This window comes from Alterinioella nitratireducens, assembly GCF_013155465.1.
Classification (GTDB): Bacteria; Pseudomonadota; Alphaproteobacteria; order Rhodobacterales; family Rhodobacteraceae; genus Alterinioella; species Alterinioella nitratireducens.
Window position 1 is genome coordinate 88,025 of record NZ_JABJVX010000004.1, and the last position, 18,807, is coordinate 106,831.

At 65.0% G+C, this 18,807-nt stretch carries 17 protein-coding genes; 11 read left to right on the forward strand and 6 right to left on the reverse strand.

Annotated elements, in window-relative coordinates; all coding sequences use genetic code 11:
• Positions 1 to 5: 5 nt before the first annotated feature.
• The 7 genes from HNS34_RS08125 (at position 6) to HNS34_RS08155 (ending at position 7,411) form a co-directional block, all read left to right on the forward strand.
• Complete coding sequence (locus tag HNS34_RS08125) at positions 6 to 326, forward strand: succinate dehydrogenase (protein WP_172319556.1); 321 nt, start codon at positions 6 to 8, stop codon at positions 324 to 326.
• Between the two features lie 31 nt (positions 327 to 357).
• The gene (locus HNS34_RS08130) at positions 358 to 1,155 is read left to right on the forward strand and encodes a sulfotransferase domain-containing protein (RefSeq protein ID WP_172319557.1); all 798 of its coding nucleotides are present in this window, start codon (positions 358 to 360) and stop codon (positions 1,153 to 1,155) included.
• Between the two features lie 33 nt (positions 1,156 to 1,188).
• On the forward strand, positions 1,189 to 1,968 hold the full coding sequence (locus HNS34_RS08135) for a succinate dehydrogenase iron-sulfur subunit (RefSeq protein WP_172319558.1): 780 nt from the start codon (positions 1,189 to 1,191) through the stop codon (positions 1,966 to 1,968).
• Between the two features lie 110 nt (positions 1,969 to 2,078).
• Positions 2,079 to 3,200 carry a WD40/YVTN/BNR-like repeat-containing protein gene (locus tag HNS34_RS08140; protein ID WP_172319559.1) on the forward strand — a complete coding sequence of 374 codons (1,122 nt, stop codon included), beginning with the start codon at positions 2,079 to 2,081 and terminating at the stop codon, positions 3,198 to 3,200.
• Positions 3,201 to 3,471: 271 nt separating this feature from the next.
• The gene (locus HNS34_RS08145; RefSeq protein ID WP_172319560.1) at positions 3,472 to 5,112 is read left to right on the forward strand and encodes an FAD-binding dehydrogenase; all 1,641 of its coding nucleotides are present in this window, start codon (positions 3,472 to 3,474) and stop codon (positions 5,110 to 5,112) included.
• Between the two features lie 95 nt (positions 5,113 to 5,207).
• Positions 5,208 to 6,050, forward strand: coding sequence for an urea carboxylase-associated family protein (locus HNS34_RS08150; protein ID WP_172319561.1), 843 nt, complete (start codon positions 5,208 to 5,210; stop codon positions 6,048 to 6,050).
• 191 nt (positions 6,051 to 6,241) lie between these two features.
• A complete protein-coding gene (locus tag HNS34_RS08155; RefSeq protein WP_172319562.1) occupies positions 6,242 to 7,411 on the forward strand; it encodes a type III PLP-dependent enzyme in 1,170 nt (389 codons plus the stop codon).
• 186 nt (positions 7,412 to 7,597) lie between these two features.
• On the opposite strand, the gene deoD is transcribed toward HNS34_RS08155, so the two are convergent.
• From deoD to HNS34_RS08175, 4 genes are all read right to left on the reverse strand, one after another.
• The gene (deoD, locus tag HNS34_RS08160; protein ID WP_172319563.1) at positions 7,598 to 8,302 is read right to left on the reverse strand and encodes a purine-nucleoside phosphorylase; all 705 of its coding nucleotides are present in this window, start codon (positions 8,300 to 8,302) and stop codon (positions 7,598 to 7,600) included.
• 92 nt (positions 8,303 to 8,394) lie between these two features.
• Positions 8,395 to 8,703, reverse strand: a complete 309-nt coding sequence (locus tag HNS34_RS08165) for an H-NS histone family protein (RefSeq protein ID WP_172319564.1) — start codon at positions 8,701 to 8,703, stop codon at positions 8,395 to 8,397.
• Between the two features lie 122 nt (positions 8,704 to 8,825).
• The gene (locus tag HNS34_RS08170; protein WP_172319565.1) at positions 8,826 to 10,793 is read right to left on the reverse strand and encodes a protein meaA; all 1,968 of its coding nucleotides are present in this window, start codon (positions 10,791 to 10,793) and stop codon (positions 8,826 to 8,828) included.
• 102 nt (positions 10,794 to 10,895) lie between these two features.
• Entirely contained in the window at positions 10,896 to 11,519 is a 624-nt protein-coding gene (locus tag HNS34_RS08175; protein ID WP_172319566.1) for a class I SAM-dependent DNA methyltransferase, read from the reverse strand.
• 86 nt (positions 11,520 to 11,605) lie between these two features.
• Between HNS34_RS08175 and HNS34_RS08180 the strand changes: the two genes are divergently transcribed.
• From HNS34_RS08180 to HNS34_RS08195, 4 genes are all read left to right on the forward strand, one after another.
• Positions 11,606 to 12,988, forward strand: a complete 1,383-nt coding sequence (locus HNS34_RS08180) for a 1-acyl-sn-glycerol-3-phosphate acyltransferase (protein ID WP_172319567.1) — start codon at positions 11,606 to 11,608, stop codon at positions 12,986 to 12,988.
• Between the two features lie 126 nt (positions 12,989 to 13,114).
• Positions 13,115 to 14,407, forward strand: coding sequence for a crotonyl-CoA carboxylase/reductase (gene ccrA, locus HNS34_RS08185; protein WP_172319859.1), 1,293 nt, complete (start codon positions 13,115 to 13,117; stop codon positions 14,405 to 14,407).
• A 260-nt stretch (positions 14,408 to 14,667) separates the two neighbouring features.
• Positions 14,668 to 16,206: an ATP-dependent DNA helicase gene (locus HNS34_RS08190; protein ID WP_172319568.1), complete on the forward strand. Its 1,539-nt coding sequence runs from the start codon at positions 14,668 to 14,670 to the stop codon at positions 16,204 to 16,206.
• A gap of 1 nt (position 16,207) precedes the next feature.
• Positions 16,208 to 16,936 carry an SDR family oxidoreductase gene (locus HNS34_RS08195; RefSeq protein WP_172319569.1) on the forward strand — a complete coding sequence of 243 codons (729 nt, stop codon included), beginning with the start codon at positions 16,208 to 16,210 and terminating at the stop codon, positions 16,934 to 16,936.
• A gap of 106 nt (positions 16,937 to 17,042) precedes the next feature.
• Here the strand turns inward: HNS34_RS08195 and HNS34_RS08200 are convergent, their stop codons facing one another.
• A complete protein-coding gene (locus tag HNS34_RS08200) occupies positions 17,043 to 17,795 on the reverse strand; it encodes a TIGR02186 family protein (RefSeq protein WP_172319570.1) in 753 nt (250 codons plus the stop codon).
• Between the two features lie 26 nt (positions 17,796 to 17,821).
• Positions 17,822 to 18,742, reverse strand: a complete 921-nt coding sequence (locus HNS34_RS08205; RefSeq protein ID WP_172319571.1) for a sulfite exporter TauE/SafE family protein — start codon at positions 18,740 to 18,742, stop codon at positions 17,822 to 17,824.
• Positions 18,743 to 18,807 lie beyond the last annotated feature (65 nt).

An 18,807-nucleotide genomic window follows, 5' to 3' on the forward strand; every position in this document is an offset into this window, starting at 1 on the left:
CCTTGATGCGCGCACGACTGCTTCCCCTTATGGCGCTGACCGCCCTCATCGCCTCCTGCGGTGTCGTCTCCGAGGCGACCGACGACCTCGCCCGCGACCAGGCCAGATCCACCGTCAACCGCGTCGTCGCTGACCGCTTTCCGGGCGTCAACGCGGCCCCCGTCACCGATTGCATCATCGACGCGGCGGATGCGTCCGAGATCCTGTCGCTGGCGGGCGCCTCCGTCACCGGCGTCACCGACCGCACCGTGCAAAACGTCCTCGACATCGCCGCGCGCCCCGAGGCCGTCACCTGCCTCGCCCGCAACAGTTTGAGCCTACTGTGATCCGCGCCGCCGCCATATCCAGGAGGGCGCCATGGAATTGACCCAACCCCGCGTCATGGGGCTCGGCACCCATCACAAGACCGGCACCGTCTGGATGCAGCGGGTATTCCGCTCGATGGGCCGGACGCTGGGCATCCCCTGCGCGCAGGTCTTCCGCAAGACGGCTGACGAATTGGTGCCCGAGGAGGGCCGCATCTTCCTCTTCTCCTGGTCGACGCGGTTTCACGAAAGCATCCTGGCGCGCCCCGATACCCGCATCATGCACATCATCCGCGACCCGCGCGACGTGCTGCTGTCGGGCATGCGCTATCACCAGGTCTGCGGTGAATTTGGCGAGAAAGCCATCCACATGAAGCGCGATGATCTCGGCGGGCTGAGCTACCAGGAACACATCTGCAGCCTTCCCAATGACGAGGAAAAGCTGCTCTTCGAGATGCGCGAACGTCACGCACGGACGATTGGCGAAATGGTCGCCTGGGACTACACCCGCCCCAACGTGATCGAGCTGCGCTACGAGGATCTGATGCAGGACAGGGACGCGGTCGCCTTCACCCTGCACCTGCGCGCCCTCGGCCTGACTGTGCCCGAGGCCGAGGAGGGGGCAAAAATCTTCTGGCGCAAGAGCCTCTTCGGCGGCCTCGCGAAAGACACCAAGCGCGACGACCGCGTGAAGACACATGTGACCTCCGGCAAGATCGCGCAGTGGAAGACCGCCCTGCCGCGCCGCGTCGCCGAGATATACGCCGAACGTCATGGGCAAGACCTCGTGACACTCGGCTATGAGACCCACCCCACGTCCTGGTTGCGGGAGCTGCGCCATGCAGCCTGACCGCCCATCCACACCGCCTGAAGGAGCAGCCCCATGGTCCAACTGACGCTTCCGCGCAATTCCAAGATGATGACCGGCAAGACCTGGCCCAAGCCGAAGGGCGCGACGAACCTGCGCAAGTTCCAGATCTACCGCTGGAATCCCGATGCCGGGAAGAACCCGCAGATCGACACCTATTTCGTCGATATGGACAACTGCGGCCCCATGGTCCTGGACGCGCTGATCAAGATCAAGAACGAGATCGACCCGACCCTGACCTTCCGCCGCTCCTGCCGTGAAGGCATCTGCGGCTCCTGCGCGATGAATATCGACGGCATGAACCGGCTGGCCTGCATCTTCGGCATGGACGAGATCAAGGGCGACGTGAAGATCTACCCCCTTCCGCACATGCCCGTGGTCAAGGATCTGGTGCCGGACCTCACGCATTTCTACGCGCAGCACGCCAGCGTCATGCCCTGGCTGGAGACCAAGACGCAGCGCCCGGAACATGAATGGCGCCAAAGCATCGAGGACCGCAAGAAGCTCGACGGGCTCTATGAATGCGTCATGTGCGCGTCCTGCTCGACCGCCTGTCCCAGCTACTGGTGGAACGGCGACCGCTACCTGGGGCCGGCCGCGTTGCTGCACGCCTATCGCTGGATCATTGACAGCCGCGACGAGGCGACGGGCGAACGCCTGGACGACCTCGAGGATCCGTTCAAGCTCTACCGCTGCCACACGATCATGAATTGCACCAAGACCTGCCCCAAGGGCCTGAACCCCGCCGAGGCCATCGGCGCGATCAAGAAGATGATGGTGGAGCGGCAATTGTAGCCGCAGAGCCTTCCAAGGCTCTGCTGAGGCTCTTCGAAGAGCCTCGCCCCTGCCGATAGCTCCGGCCCCCGGAATCGTGCTACCTTCCCCACCCAGGGGGAGGCGCATCCATGACCCATCCAACCATCCTCATCGGCACCACCAAGGGGGCCTTCCTCCTCAGCCATGCCGACGGCTGGCAGGTCTCCGGCCCGCATTGTGGCGGTTGGGGCATCAAACATGTCGTCGGCGATGCGGAGACCGGCCATATCTGGGCCGGCGGTGGTGGCGACTGGTTCGGCGCGGGCATCTGGCGCTCGACCGATCGGGGCGCGACCTGGACGCTCGCCAAGCTCTCCAACGGCCAGATGGATGAATGGGCCGCGGGCGATCCAGACATGGCGGCGATGTTCGACTGGACGCCGACCGAGACGCCCTTTGACGGGCAGGTCACATCCATCTGGTCGCTGCACCACGCCCATGGCCGCCTCTACGCGGGCGGCAACCCGGCCAACCTCTACGTCAGCACCGACAATGGCGAAACCTGGACCCAGTCCGAGAGCCTCGCCAGTTTCCCAGACCGCGAGCAATGGGCCCCCGGTGCTGCAGGCCTCGTCCTGCACTCCATCGTCAGCCATGACGACCCCGCGAAACTCTGGCTCGGCATCTCGGCGGCAGGTGTCTTCGCCACCGAGGATGGCGGCGAGACATGGGCGCGCCGCAACCGCATCTCCAATGCCGATGCCTGCGACCATCACCACCACCCCGCCGCCCCAAGCGGGGGCGAGATCGGCCATTGCGTCCACAACATCGCCCGCGCCGAGGGCGACCTGCTCTACCAGCAGAACCATCACGGCACCTATCGCAGCCCCGATGGCGGGCGCGTCTGGCATGACATCAGCCACGGCCTGCCTTCCCATTTCGGCTTCCCCATCGCGGTGCACCCGCGCGATCCCGAAACCCTCTGGACCATCCCGCTCAACGGCGACATCGACGGCCGCTTCCCGCCCGGGGCCAGGGCCGCCGTCTGGAAATCCACCGATGGCGGGCAAAGCTGGTCCGACAAGCGCGCTGGGCTGCCGCAACAGGGCTGCTTCTTCACGGTGCTGCGCCAGGGCATGGCGGTCCACGGCGACGCCACGCTGGGTTTCGGCACCAATACCGGCTCGATCTTCCTCAGCCATGATGAAGGCGAGACCTGGGACGAGGTCGCCCGCCACCTGCCCACAATCCTCTCGGTCGAGATGATGTGACCGACCCTGCCTTCACCGCCGGATAAGGTTAACGCGCCCCCGCCCCCCTTCTTTGTTCCACAAATATCCCTGCCCATTGCCCGATAGGCGGCGTCATACCGCTGAAAGGGGAGGCTCCCGTGCCCCGGCCAAGCGCACAACCTCTCAAACCACGGCACGCCGCCATCCCCATTCCCGCAACACACCCGCACCGAATCCGCCCCTCCATCGATTTCCAGCTTGCCCCGCCCCGTCCCTCGCCTAGGCTGAACCTCCGAAGGAGAGGGGGGGCATGGACGCAGACGTGATCATCATCGGCGCGGGTCTTGCGGGCATGAGTGCCGCGCATGAGGCCGTGAAACGCGGCCGCAAGGTCATCTTGCTCGACCAGGAGGGGCCGCAATCCCTGGGCGGGCAGGCGTTCTGGTCCCTGGGCGGCCTCTTCATGGTGGACACGCCCGAACAGCGCCGGATGCGGATCCGCGACAGCCACGCATTGGCGCGCTCCGACTGGATGGGGTCGGCGCGCTTCGACCGGGCCGAGGACGCGAACCCCCGCAAATGGGCCGAGGCTTATCTGGATTTCGCCGCAGGCCCGATGCGCGCCTATCTCTCTGCCCTCGGCATGTCGTGGTTTCCCGTCGTCGGTTGGGCCGAACGCGGCGGCGGGCTGGCGACGGGCCACGGCAATTCGGTGCCGCGCTTTCACATCACCTGGGGCGCGGGCGAGGGCGTCGTCGCGCCCTTTGCAGCGCGAATGCGCGAGGCCGAGGCAAAGGGTCAGCTGCAATTGAAATTCCGTCACCGCGTCACCGCGCTGGACTACCACGATGACGGGGTCGAGGGCGTGCATGGCGACATCCTGGCGGATGACGACGCGCCGCGCGGGGCCCCCACCAGCCGCGAGATCACCGGCAGTTTCGACCTCAAGGCCGGGGCCGTGGTCATCACCACCGGCGGCATCGGCGGCAACCAGGAGGTCGTGCGCGACTACTGGCCGCGCGACCGTCTCGGCATGCCGCCCGAGCACATGGTCACCGGCGTGCCCGACTACGTCGATGGCAAGATGCAACTGACGGCGGAGCGCGCGGGCGCCCATGTCATCAACCGCGACCGGATGTGGCATTACTGCGAGGGGCTGAAGAACTGGGATCCGATCTGGCCGGGCCACGGCATCCGCGTGCTGCCCGGCCCCTCCTCGCTCTGGTTCGACGCCGACGGGGTGCGGATGGAGGCCCCCTGCCTGCCCGGTTTCGACACGGCAGCGACGCTCAAACGCATCCTGCAAACCGGCCACGCGCACAGCTGGTTCATCCTGACGCAAAGCATCATCGAAAAGGAATTCGCCCTCTCCGGCTCGGAACAGAACCCCGACCTGGTGGCGGCGAAATGGAAGGCGGTTCTGAAGGAACGGCTCGGCAAGGGGGCCACCAGGGCGGTCGAGGCGTTCAAGGAGAAGGGCGAGGATTTCGTCGTCGCGCGCGATCTCGACACGCTGATCGAGGGCATGAACCGGCTGACGCCCGAGGCGACGCTGAACCCCGCCGAGATCCGCGCCCAGATCGAGGCGCGCGATGCCCAGATCGCCAACCCGTTTTCCAAGGACGCGCAGATCATGGCCATCCGCGCGGCCCGCGCCTATCGCGGCGACCGGCTCATCCGCACCGCCAGACCGCATCGCATCCTCGATCCGAAACACGGGCCGCTCATCGCCGTGCGCCTCAACATCCTGACCCGCAAATCGCTCGGCGGGCTGCACACCGATATGCAGGGCCGGGTGCTGCAACCCGGCGGCCAGCCCTTCACCGGTCTCTTCGCAGCCGGTGAGGCGGCAGGCTTCGGCGGCGGCGGCTATCACGGCTACAACGCGCTGGAGGGGACGTTCCTGGGCGGCTGCATCTTCTCGGGCAAACGGGTGGGCGAGGCCGTGTGATATTTTCGCGCCCCGTATCCGCCGGGGGGGTGTACAGGGGGTGCATCGGGGGGTGTACGGGGGGTGACATGCCAATTTCAGGGGAGAAACCGACCATGACCGAGCCAAAAGACGCCGAGGCCCGCCGCGCCGTCACCCCCGTGATCTGCTACCCGAATGACACGCTGCCCAGGCTGGACCCGGCCCTGATGGAGCGCGCCAGATCGGATTGGCAGAAGGTGTCCGAACTGCTGGTTCCGCCCCGCGACGCGCGCTGTTTTCACGTCAAACCGGGCCAGGCGTTCCGCATCACCTCGGTCGAGGGGCCGCAGGTGGGCGACCTCAACCTGTGGAATTCAAAGGATTTATCCGAACGCTTCTATTCCGGCAAGACCCGAGCGCTGCACGGGGCGCATGTGACGACGGGCGACCGGCTCTGGTCAGGTTTCCCCGCCCTGCGCCCGATGGCGACCATCATCGCCGACACGCTCGACTGGTATGGAATCGACAGATTCGGCGGCTCGGTTCATGACGTGATCGGCACAAGATGCGACCCCTACACACATCATCTGTTAAGCGGCGGGCAGTATCATCACTGCTGCCATTCCAACCTGACCCGCGCCCTCGTCGCTGAAACCGACCTCTCCCCCGACGAGGCCGAGCCGCTCGTGCATGACGTGCTCAACGTCTTCATGTGCACCGGCTTCACCCGCGACACGGGCCAGTATTTCATGAAACAAAGCCCGGTGCGCCCCGGCGATCATATTGATTTCATATCGGAAATCGACCTTCTCGGCGCGCTCTCGACCTGTCCGGGCGGCGATTGCGGCGCGCAACATTCCTCCGATGCCGCCGCCTGTCACCCGCTGCTGGTCGAGGTCTTCGACTGCGCCGCAACCCCCGATTGGCAAGCCCCGGAACGCAACGGATATTGCGGCGGGCACGGGCTGAAAAAATAATCTGGCCGACGCGAAAAAAGTCTTGATTTGTGATGCGAACGGGCGCAAATGCGCAATCAAGACGCCAACGCACGCGCCTCTGTCACGGTGGGCTACATCCCACGCAGTTACGTAGCGACGGTAACGTCTCCCTTTGAAGTGAGCGGTCTGCGCCGGGAAACCGGAATGGCCGGGTCTTATGGAGATGACCAATGCACGTAACGCAAGCCGATTTCTCGGCACGATTCCCTGTCGCCACCCCCTCCCGCGTGGAGCAGTTCATCCGTCAAACCAGTTTCGACCGGCCGACGCTGGTCCTGGATATCGACGCGGTCGAGACGCAGTATCACGCGCTGAAAGCGGGCCTTGGCCGCGCCGACATCCATTTCGCCGTCAAGGCAAACCCGGCGCGTGAGATCATCGAACGTCTTGTGTCGCTCGGCTCGCATTTCGACGCGGCCTCGCGCGGCGAGATCGAGCTCTGCCTGTCGCTCGGCGCGCATCCGGAGCATATCTCCTTCGGCAACACCGTCAAACGCGCCTCGGACATCGCCTTCGCGCACCATGCCGGGCTGACCCTCTTCGCCGCCGATGCGGAGGAAGAGCTTGAGAAGATTGCGGAAAACGCCCCCGGTGCGCAGGTCTACATCCGCCTGATCGTGGAAGCCTCGGGCGCGGATTGGCCGCTCACGCGCAAGTTCGGGACCACCCGCGGCAAGGCGCTGCACCTGCTGGCGATGGCGCGTGACCTCGGCCTCGATCCGGTCGGCTTCTCGTTCCATGTGGGCTCCCAGACCCGCAAGCCCGAGATGTGGTCCTCGACCCTCGATCAGGTCGCGGCGATCTGGACCGACGCGCGTGACGCGGGCTTCGCCCTGTCGCTGATCAATATCGGCGGCGGCTTCCCGGCCTTCTACGGCGAGGAGATCGCCCACCCCACCACCTACGCCGCCGCCGTCATGGCGCAGGTCGAGGCGCGCTTCCCCGGTGCCCGCGTGATGGCCGAACCCGGTCGCGGGCTGGTCGCCGAGGCCGGCATGATCGCCGCCGAGGTGCTGCTGGTGTCGCGCAAATCGGACGACGATCTGTGCCGGTGGGTCTATCTGGATATCGGCAAATTCTCGGGGCTTGCCGAAACCATGGAAGAGGCGATCCGCTACCAATTCACCACCGACCGCGATCACGAGGATACCGGCCCCTGCATCCTGGCCGGTCCCTCCTGCGACAGCGCCGATGTGCTTTACGAGATTCGCCCGGTGGCACTGCCCCTGGGTCTGAAATCCGGCGACCGGATCCTCATCCGCAACTGCGGCGCCTACACGTCGAGCTACAGCTCGGTCGGCTTCAACGGCTTCCCGCCGCTGGATGTCGTGGCAATCTAGAGCTTTTCAGGTCCCGATCGAAACAGAGGATCGGTTTTCGCGTTCGGCCCTGAAAGGGACGAGGCAGAGAAAACCGATGCTTTGCGGACCTGAAACGATCTGAGGACAGGGTCAAGGGGGAGGGGGTCCGGGGGTCCTGCCGCGTCTGAATGACGGCAAGACCCCGGAGTCCAAGGGCCTGACGGCTCAGGCGAAGGCCGCCTCCAGCGCGATCTCGACCATGTCGGCGAAGCTGGACTGCCGATCCTCCGACGGCAGCGCCTCGCCGGTTTGCAGGTGATCGGAAATCGTCAGAACCGCCAGCGCGCGCGCCCCGTGACGCGCGGCGACAGTGTAGAGCTCGGCGGCCTCCATCTCGACGCACAGCACCCCGTGACGGGTCATCTGCTCGGTCAGGTCGGGCCGTTCGTCATAGAATACGTCCGAAGAATAGATGCCGCCGACATGGATGCCCGCGCCGGTCTTCTCCGCCGTCTTGTGCGCCGCCATGAGCAACCCGAAATCGGCGCAGGGCGCATAGTTGAGTTCCTTGAAGAAACCCGAGGACGGCGTGGAAAGCGTCGTCGAGGTCATCGCCAGCACCACGTCGCGGATCTTGACATGTGGCTGCATCCCGCCCGCCGATCCGATGCGGATCAGCGTCTTGGCGCCATAGTCGCGGATCAGTTCATTGGCGTAGATCGACAGGCTCGGCATCCCCATGCCCGAGCCATGGATGGTCACCGGGTTGCCCTTCCAGGTGCCGGTAAAGCCCAACATGCCGCGCACGTCATTGACGCATCTTGGATCGTCCAGAAATGTCTCCGCCGCCCATTTCGCGCGCAGCGGATCGCCCGGCATCAGGACGGTTTCGGCAATATCACCTGGCTTCGCGCCGATATGGACTGTCATGGGAACCCCGCATGTGACTGATTGCGGGCATCAGACCCAAAACACGGACCCGGCGCAACCCAGTGAAAGCGCGCCGGGCCCGGTGCGGGATTTCAGATCTCCATTTCGGAGGCGTCTTTTCCGGCTGCGATGGCCGATTTGTACCAGGCAGGCTGGCGTCCGCGTCCGGTCCAGGTCTGGCTCGGGTTCTCGGGGTTGCGGTATTTCGGCACCGCGGTCTTGCCTGAAGTTTTCTTGCCGAGAATTTCGTCCAGCGAAAACCCGTGCTCCTCGGCGGCGCGTTTCGCAGCGGCCAGAGCGGTTTCCTTCTGGCGCTTCTCGAAACTCGCCAGCGCCTTGTCGACGTTCTTCCTCAATGCCAGCAATTCGTCTTTCGACATCGAATCAAGGTCGATTGCCATTCTCATTTCTCCCTGTTTGCGTTCAGGGACTGACATAGCCGAAGTAGAACCGAATTCAATTCCCATTGGCGTGACCTGACGAAAAGTATAGGCGGATTGCCGAGGGAATGACGGATCGCGCCTTATTCCGCGGCAATTTCCGTCGGGTCGAGCAGACCGACAATATCCATCATGATCCGGTTCAATTCGAAATCCTTGGGCGTATAGACCCGCGCCACGCCGAAACCGCGCAATTTCTCGGCATCGTCATCGGGGATGATTCCGCCCACCATTACCGGAATGTGACCCAGGTTTTCGGCGCGCAGCCGGTCCATCACTTGGCCGATCAGGGGCACATGGCTGCCTGACAGGATCGACAGGCCGATGACATCCGGGCGCTGCTCAATCGCCGCCGCCACGATCTGTTCCGGCGACAGGCGAATGCCCTCGTAGGAAATATCCATGCCGCAATCGCGCGCGCGGAAGGCGATCTGCTCGGCCCCGTTGGAATGCCCGTCGAGGCCCGGCTTGCCGACCAGGAATTTCAGCCGATGGCCGAGCTTGTCCGAAACGAGGTCAACCGCCGCGCGAATATCCTCCAAGCCTTCGGTCTTGTTCGACACGCCCCGTGCTACACCCGTGGGGCCGCGATATTCACCATGCACGACGCGCATCACATCGGCCCATTCGCCCGTGGTGACGCCGGCCTTGGCGGCCTTGATCGAGGCGGGCATGATGTTGCGCCGCTCGGTGGCGGCGGCGCGCAGATCGTCCAAAGCGCGGCCCACCTCATCCGCGTCGCGGGACGCGCGCCAGTCGTTAAGGCGTTCGATCTGCTCGGCCTCGGTGGCGGGATCGACGACCATGATTCCGCCCCCTTCGCTCATCAGCGGCGAGGGCTCGCCCTCGGTGTATTTGTTGACGCCGACCACGACCGTGTCGCCGCGCTCGATCGCGTTCACACGGTCGGCATTCGATTCGACCAGCCGTGTCTTCATGTAATCAATCGCCGCAATCGCGCCGCCCATGGCATCGAGATTGGCCAATTCCGCCCGCGCGCCCTCTTTCAGCGCCTCGACCTTGCCATCGACCACGGGATTTCCGTCAAAGAGGTCGCCATATTCCAGCAGGTCGGTTTCATAGGCCATGATCTGCTGCATCCGCATCGACCATTGCTGATCCCAGGGGCGCGGCAATCCGAGCGCCTCGTTCCAGGCGGGCAATTGCACGGCGCGGGCGCGGGCGTTTTTCGACAGGGTGACGGCCAGCATTTCGATCAGGATGCGGTAGACGTTGTTTTCGGGCTGCTGTTCCGTCAGCCCAAGCGAATTGACCTGCACGCCGTAGCGAAAGAGCCGCATCTTGGGGTCGTCAACGCCATAGCGGTCGCGGCAAATCTCATCCCAGAGATCCACGAAAGCGCGCATCTTGCACATTTCGGTGACGAAGCGAATGCCCGCATTCACGAAGAAGGAAATGCGCCCGACCAGCATCGGGAAATCACCCTCGGGCACCCGCGGTTGCAGCGCGTCCAGCACCGCGATGCCCGTGGCCAGCGCAAAGGCCAGTTCCTGCTCGGGCGTGGCACCGGCCTCCTGCAAATGGTAGGAACACACGTTCATCGGGTTCCATTTCGGCACATTCGTGTAGCAAAACTCGGCCACATCCGCGATCATCCGCAGGCTCGGCTCGGGCGGGCAGACATAGGTGCCCCGGCTGAGATATTCCTTGATCAGGTCATTCTGCACCGTGCCGGTCAGCTTGGAGATGTCCGCGCCCTGTTCCTCGGCCACCGCGATATAGAGCGACAGAAGCCAGGGTGCCGTCGCGTTGATCGTCATCGAGGTGTTCATCTGCTCCAGCGGGATCTGATCGAACAGCGCCCGCATGTCGCCCAGGTGACAGACCGGCACGCCAACCTTGCCGACCTCGCCGCGCGCCAGTTCGTGGTCGCTGTCATAGCCCGTCTGCGTCGGCAGGTCGAAGGCCACGGAAAGCCCCGTCTGCCCCTTGGCTAGGTTCCCGCGGTAGAGCGCGTTCGACGCCTTGGCGGTGGAATGGCCCGCATAGGTGCGGATCAGCCAGGGGCGGTCTTTCTGGGCGGCGGTCATGGCAAGGCTCCTGAGCGAACGGGTAATCTTGTTTCGTTAGTCACGATATATGAGAAACAAAAATACCTTGTCAACGTGCTGCGTTGCGGCATGGCGGGACCGTCAGCCGCATTTGCGAAACTGCATGATCAGGGCCCTGTCAATGCCGTGGTCGCCCCCGGGCTTGTCGTAGATGTCAAACTCATGAAACGAGACCGGCGTTATCTGTCCGCGCGCCACCATCTGCGCCAGCGCGGATCCGAACCCGGCGCTGTCCAGAACATCCGCGATCACGGTGCAGACAAAGAGGGCATCCGGCCTGGCGATGCGCCACAGTTCGGCCAAGCAGACCGCGCCGACATGGCCATGCGTGAAAGTGCCGGTTGACACCAGGCCGCCATAGCTTTCGGACGGGATATCCAGCGGCCCGGTCAGGTCGCCGGTCATCAGATTGCGATAGACGCCCTTGCCGCGCGCGACCTCCAGCATCTCGGGCGACAGGTCCAGCGCGTCGATCACCGTGCCCTGCATGGCTTCGCCAAGCAAGCCCGTGCCCGCGCCGATATCCAGAACCGGCGCGTTATTCCCCTCGGCGGCGCGGAACACCCGTGCCACCTCACGCGGGGAGGCATAGCCGCGCGCCTCGGCAAAGCTCTCGTCATAGGTCTCGGCCCAATCCGCGTAGAACTCCTTGGTCTCTTTCGCGTCGCCAAGGGCATAGGCGCTGTCGAGATCGGGCTTGGGCATCGGTCGTCTCCTCTTGCTGTCCGGCCCCGATCATGCTGCATAAGCGCAATTGATGCCACGCGGTTTTCCTGCCACCGTCGCCCGCAATGTTCAGATCAATCGAAGTCCCGGCCTGGTTCCTGATCCTGATGCTGCTTTTCGCGGCGGTCACCGCGTTGGACCGGGTGCTGATGCCGTCCGTCCGATGGTATCTGCGCCGCCGGTTGGAGCGCGCGGTCGAGCGGTTGAACCAGCGCCTTGCGATCCCGATCCGGCCCTTCAAGCTGGCGCGGCGCCACGACACGATCATGCGGTTGCGCTATGATCCCGCCGTTGCCCGCGCGGTGCTGGATTACGCGCGCGAGCATAATATCCGCGAGGATGCCGTGGCTGAACGCGCCGAGCGCTACGCGCGCGAGATCGTGCCCTCCTTCTCGGCCTTCACCTATTTCGGGTTTGCCATCCGCGTGGCAAGGTTCCTGTCGCGCTCGCTCTACCAGGTGCGGGTCGGCACAGAAAACGCCGACGCGCTGGAGGGCGTGGCCGAGGATGCCACCGTCGTCTTCGTGATGAACCACCGCTCGAACATGGATTACGTGCTGGTCACATGGCTGGCCGCGAACCGGTCCGCGCTGGCCTATGCGGTGGGGGAATGGGCGCGGGTCTGGCCGCTGCAACCCCTCATCCGGATGCTCGGCGGCTACTTCATCCGCCGCCGCCACAACAACCCGCTCTACCGCAAGGTGCTGGCGCGCTACGTGCAGATGGCGACCGAGGCGGGCGTGACCCAGGCCGTGTTCCCCGAAGGCGGCCTCAGCCGTACCGGCGCATTGCGTGAACCGAAACTGGGGCTGCTGTCCTATATCATCGACGGGTTCGAACCGGGCAAAAGCCGTGATGTCGTCTTCATGCCGGTGGCGATCAACTATGACCGGGTGATGGAGGATCGCGCGCTGATCCAGGCCAACACATCCGGCACGCGGAACTTCCGGTTCTCGCTCAAGCCGATCTACCGTTACCTGCGCAACCTTGTCTGGCAGAAACTGACGGGCCGGGTGCATCGCTACGGGATCGCCGCCGTCAGTTTCGGCGAGCCGCTGCGCCTGAGCAGTTTCATGGAAGAGCACCAGGGCCAGGCCGAGACACTGGGCGATGACCTGATGGCGCGCATCTCGGACGTGATGCCCGTCGTGCCCTTCCCGGTGATCGCCCATGCGATGACTGCGGGCGTGCGCAGCCGGGCGGCGCTGACCCCTGCCGTCAAGGCCCGTGTCGCGTATCTGGAGGCGCGGGGCGCGCGGATGCAGATGCCCGAGGCTGACCTCGACACCGTCATCGACGCAGGGCTCAACGGGCTGGCGCTGCGCAAGATGCTGCAGGTGCAGGATGATGCCCTGATCCTGACCCAGGATGGCGAAGAGATCATGCAATTCTACGCCCAATCCATCGCGCCTCTCCTGGTGGATTTTGACGGAGACAGCCCGGACTGATCTACGCCGCGACATAATATTACGCGATACCCCCATTTCCGGGTTGCATAGTTGCGCAGGGGCTTTTATCCCTTGCTGCAAGCGCGGAATCATTCCGCATTGCAGAAATTCCTGATGGAGGAGCTGATGGCCTTGGACAGCAACCCCCCAATCGCGACCTATGACGCGCCCGAAAAAGACCTCTACGAGATGGGCGAGATTCCCCCGATGGGGTTCGTTCCCAAGCAGATGTATGCCTGGGCGATCCGCCGCGAACGCCATGGGGAGCCGACCGAGGCGTTCCAGGTCGAGGTGGTCGACGTGCCGGTGCTGGACAGCAACGAGGTGCTGGTCCTGGTGATGGCGGCAGGCGTCAATTACAACGGGGTCTGGGCGGGCCTCGGCGTGCCGATCAGCCCCTTCGACGGCCATGGCGCGCCCTATCACATCGCGGGCTCGGACGCCTCCGGCATCGTCTGGGCCGTGGGCGACAAGGTCACGCGCTGGAAGGTCGGCGACGAGGTCGTGATCCACTGCAACCAGGACGATGGCGACGACGAGGAATGCAACGGCGGCGATCCGATGTTTTCCACCAGCCAGCGGATCTGGGGCTACGAGACGCCGGACGGCAGCTTCGCGCAGTTCACCAACGTGCAGGCGCAGCAGTTGATGGCGCGTCCCAAGCACCTGACCTGGGAAGAAAGCGCCTGCTACACGCTGACGCTGGCCACCGCCTACCGGATGCTCTTTGGCCACCACCCGCATGAGCTGAAGCCCGGCCAGAACGTGCTGGTCTGGGGCGCCTCGGGGGGCCTGGGGTCTTACGCGATCCAGCTGATCAACACGGCAGGCGCCAACGCAATCGGCGTGATCTCGGACGAGGACAAGCGCCAGTTCGTGATGGACCTGGGCGCAAAGGGCGTGATCAACCGCAAGGACTTCAAGTGTTGGGGGCAATTGCCCACCGTCAACACGCCGGAATATGCCGAGTGGTTCAAGGAAGCGCGCAAGTTCGGCAAGGCGATCTGGGACATCACCGGCAAGGGCAACAATGTCGACATCGTCTTCGAGCATCCCGGCGAGGCGACCTTCCCGGTCTCGACCCTGGTCTGCAAGAAGGGCGGCATGGTGGTGATCTGCGCCGGAACCTCCGGGTTCAACACGACCTTCGACGTGCGCTACATGTGGATGCACCAGAAGCGCCTGCAAGGCTCGCATTTCGCCCATCTCAAGCAGGCTTCGGCGGCCAACAAGCTGATGGTCGAGCGGCGGCTGGATCCCTGCATGTCCGAGGTCTTCCCCTGGGAGGAGCTGCCGCAGGCGCATATGAAGATGTACAAGAACGAGCACAAGCCGGGCAACATGTCGGTCCTCGTGCAGGCCCCGCGCACTGGTTTGCTGACGCTGGAGGATGTGCTGGAGGCCGGGCCGAAAGCCTGATCCGGATGCACTGGACTGAGAGGCCCGCGCCCATTGAACGCGCGGGCCTTTGTCGTTGCGGGGGGCCGGGGCGGCGCGCGTCAGGCCGCGTTTGGCAGCCCTCCTTGCGCCGCATTTCCATGGACAGGATCAGGGGGCGATGAGTCCAACTGACCATGGTGGTTGTGACCGCTGTTGCGCCGGTGAGTATTTGCACCAAGAAGATGATCAGACGCGGTTTTCGCATGGTGGCCCGATTTCCTTGCCGGTAGGGTGGCCCCATGGCAGGCGCGGCAGTGACATTTTCGGACGATCAGGCGGCGGCCTTCGATGCGCTGGCCGAGGCCATGCGCAAGGTCGGTGTCGATCTGGAGGCCGAGACGCTTCTGCCCGCAGCCGAGGGCAAGGCGCAGGTCATGGCCGTGATCGGCAAGGCGGGCAGCGGCAAGACCTTGCTGTTGGCCGAGCTTGTCACCGCGCTGGAGGGCCTGGGTGTGGAGCTGGTCTCGGGCGATTGGGAGGGCAAGCGGCGGCGCGACCGGCGCACCCTGGCCATCCTGGCCCCCACGAACAAGGCGGCCTCCGTGTTGCGCACCCGCGGCGTGCCCGCGACCACCATTCACCGCATCCTCTATACGCCTGTCTATGACCCGGAATACGAGAAGGTCGCGGAATGGCTGGCGGGCCAGGGCGAGCGCCCCGAGATCGAGGCACTGACCGAGGCCATGCTGGACCGCGCCAAGCTGGTCTATGACGCGCATAAATCGGTGCCCGCGGCGCTGGCGGCTGCGGGGCTGCGCGGCTCGGATTTCATCACCGGCTGGAAACGGCGCGAGGACGGCTTGGATATCGGCTTCGTCGATGAAAGCTCGATGCTGGATGAGAAACAGCTGGACGATCTGCGCGAGATCTTTCCGATGCTGGTGCTTTTCGGCGACCCGGCGCAATTGGCCCCTGTCGGTCAATCGGGTGAGATGGTGTTCGACCGGCTCTCGGGCCCGCGCAAGCTGGAGCTTCGCCGCATTCACCGGCAGGAGGCGGATAACCCGATCCTGGACCTGGCCCATGCGCTTGGCGATCCGGACCTCGGCTTTGAGCAGTTCGAACGCATGGTCGAGGAGGCGGCAGCCCGCGATGAGCGGATCGTGTTGGGCGCACGGGCCGATAGCGACCTGATGGCGCGCAGCCCGGTCCTGGTCTGGCGCAATGCCACGCGTATCCGGCTGATCCGGGCCTTCCGGCTGGCGCATGGCGCGCCCGAGGATGCGCTCTTGCCCGGCGAGCCGCTCATTTGCGACGGCATCGAGTTGCCCGTGAAGCACCGCAAGAAGCGCATCGACCTGGAGGCGCGCGGCCTGATCAAGGGCGCGCAGGTGGTCTACCTGGGACCGGGGCGCAAGCCCGGCTTTTCGCGTCTGCACGTGGTCGGGGCGGAGAGCCCGCAACTGTCGGCGGCCTCCATCGTCAAGATCGAGAAACCGGATGAGGAGGAGCCCTTCATCCCCTATGCCGCGCGCATGGGGGCGGCGTTCCTGCACGGGGCGGCGGTAACCATCCACAAGGCGCAAGGGTCGCAGTGGAAGGATGTGCAGGTCTTCGCGCCCGACCTCTACGGCGCGGCGCGGATGGGGCGGATGGAGGCGGGGCAGGCCCTGTGGAAGCGGCTGGCCTATGTCGCGATCACGCGGGCGGAGGAGCGGTTGATCTGGATCCGGCGCTATGCCCTGTCGAAACCGACCACGCCGCTTGGCACCGACGATCTGGAGGTGCCGGTGACGCCGCTGACGCTGCAAGCGCAGGACGATCTGGAGGGGATATGAGATGGGCGTGATCCTGATCACCGGGGCAAGTTCGGGCATTGGCCGGGCGACGGCGCAGGCGTTCCTTGGCGCGGGCTGGCAAGTCGGTCTGCTGGCACGGCGGCGGCAGGCGCTGGAGGCGGTGGCGGAGGGCCACGAAGAAGCGCTGATCCTGCCCGCCGATGTGACCGACCTGGCCGCCATGCAGGGCGCAGTGGCGGCGCTGGTGGCCCGCTTCGGCCGGCTCGATGCGCTGTTCAACAATGCGGGCATCTTCGCGCCGCAGGGCACCATAGACGAAATCGACCCGGAAGATTGGGCCGCCAGCCTCGCCGTGAACCTGACCGGCATGTTCAATGCGGCCCGCGTGGCATTCGGCCAGATGCGGGCGCAGGTGCCACAGGGCGGGCGGATCATCAATAACGGCTCGATCAGCGCCCATTCCCCGCGCCCCGGATCGGTCTGCTACACGACCACCAAGCATGGCGTGACTGGCCTGACCAGGACGCTGAGCCTTGATGGGCGGCCCTATGACATCGCCGCCGGTCAGATCGACATCGGCAATGCGCGCACGCCGCTCCTTGAAAGCGTGGCGGAGGGGGCGCGGGCGCTCGGCCAGGAAGAACCGCCGATCATGGAGGTGGAGGATGTCGCCCGCGCCGTGCTGCATATGGCCAGCCTGCCGCCGGGGGCGAATGTGCAGTCGATGACCGTGATGGCGACGAAGATGCCATTTGTTGGCCGAGGCTGAGGGGGCGCCGCGTCGGCGCGGCGTATTCCACGCGGTTTCGAAACCGCGTGGAAGGGCCGTCGACGGCCCTTCTTTCCAAGGCCTGTCGACAGGCCTTGCGCGCCGCTCAATTGCTGCGGATATACCGGAACACCGCCGAGGCCGACCAGCCCGCCGCGATGGCGATCACCAGCGACAGCAGCCCGTAGACCAGCGGGCGTTCATGCGCCAGCGTGTAGATCAGCCGTTCCAGCCCGACCTTGCGCACCTCGATGGCGGCGGTGTAGCTCGACACCACCTCGCGCCCGCGGGTCAGGAAGATGCGCGCGCGGTAATCGCCCTCGACCAGGTTGGCGGGCAGCGCGATGGAGGTGTTGAACAGGGTTTCGCCGCGCAGCGTGACCGTGTTTTCCAGCACCTGGTAGAGCCCCGCATCGGAGCGGATGCGGATCACGGCCTGGGTGAAATCGGCGGGCCTGTCGCTGCCGGTGCCCACGGCCCGGATCGCGCGCGGGATCGAGATGCGATGGCGCAGGTCCTCGGTCGATGTGATCACCTCGTTGAAAGGCGCGGTCGTGGCGACCGCATAGAAAGTGGGGGCGGCGTCGATCTCGACCGACTCGACATTCATCCAGATGCCGTAATTGCGGTCCATCCGGCGCACGGTGGCGGGGCGCGGAGGGCCCTCGATGGAGATGATGACCTCCAGCGGGTCTTCGCCCTCCACCGGTCCGTCTCGCCGCACCGCCCCGAAGACGAGGATTTCCGAGCCGTTGAAATTCGCGGTGATGGCGACGGATTCCTGGCTGAGGCCGACCACGATGGATTCGGGCGGGGTTTCGTCGTCTTCCTGCGCCAGCCCTGCGAGGGGGGCCAGCATCAGCGCACATATGAGGGCGAGCCGTTTCAATGCGACCCTTCCATGCCGATCGAGAACAGCTCGGCCGGTTGCACCAACAGGTCGAAGGCCAGCTTGCCGCAGACCGCCAGCACCATGATCGCCAGCAGGATGCGCAATTGTTCGGCCTTGAGGTAGACACCGATCCGCGCGCCCACCTGTGCGCCGACGACGCCGCCGACCAGCAGCAGCACCGCCAGAACCATGTCGACGGTAAAGTTCGTGGTCGCGTGCAGAAGCGTCGAAAAGGCGGTGACGAAGATGATCTGGAACAGCGACGTGCCGACCACGACCTTGGTGGGCATGCCGAGGATATAGATCATCGCGGGCACCATGATGAAGCCACCGCCGACGCCCATGATCGCGGCCAGCACACCGACCGCGACCCCGACCAGGAGCGGCGGAATGACGCTGAGGTAGAGGCCCGAGGTGCGGAACCGGGTCTTGAAGGGCAGGGCATGGATCCAGCCGCGATGGTGGCGGCGCGGTGGTGGGCCGCTGGCCTTGCGGGACTTGGCGATGGCGTTCAGGCTTTCGACGAACATCAGCGCGCCGATGATGCCGAGGAAAACCACGTAGGACAGCTTGACCAGCAGATCGACCTGCCCGATGGCGCGCAGCGCATTGAAAAGCTGCACACCGAGCGCGGCACCGATCAGCCCGCCAACCAGCAGCACGCCGCCCATCTTCAGATCGACCGTCTTGCGCTTGAAATGCGCCAGCACGCCGGAAAAGGAGGAGGCGACGATCTGGTTCGCCTCGGTCGCCACCGCGACGGCGGGCGGGATGCCGATGAAGAACAAGAGCGGCGTCATCAAGAACCCGCCGCCGACGCCGAACATGCCCGACAGGATGCCGACCAGCCCGCCAAGCCCAAGCAAAAGAAACGCGTTTACGCTGACTTCTGCGATGGGAAGGTAGATCAACATGTGCGGCGCATTTCCTTATACGTGCATGTCCCTTAGCCTGACCCGCGCGCCATTGCCAGTCACGC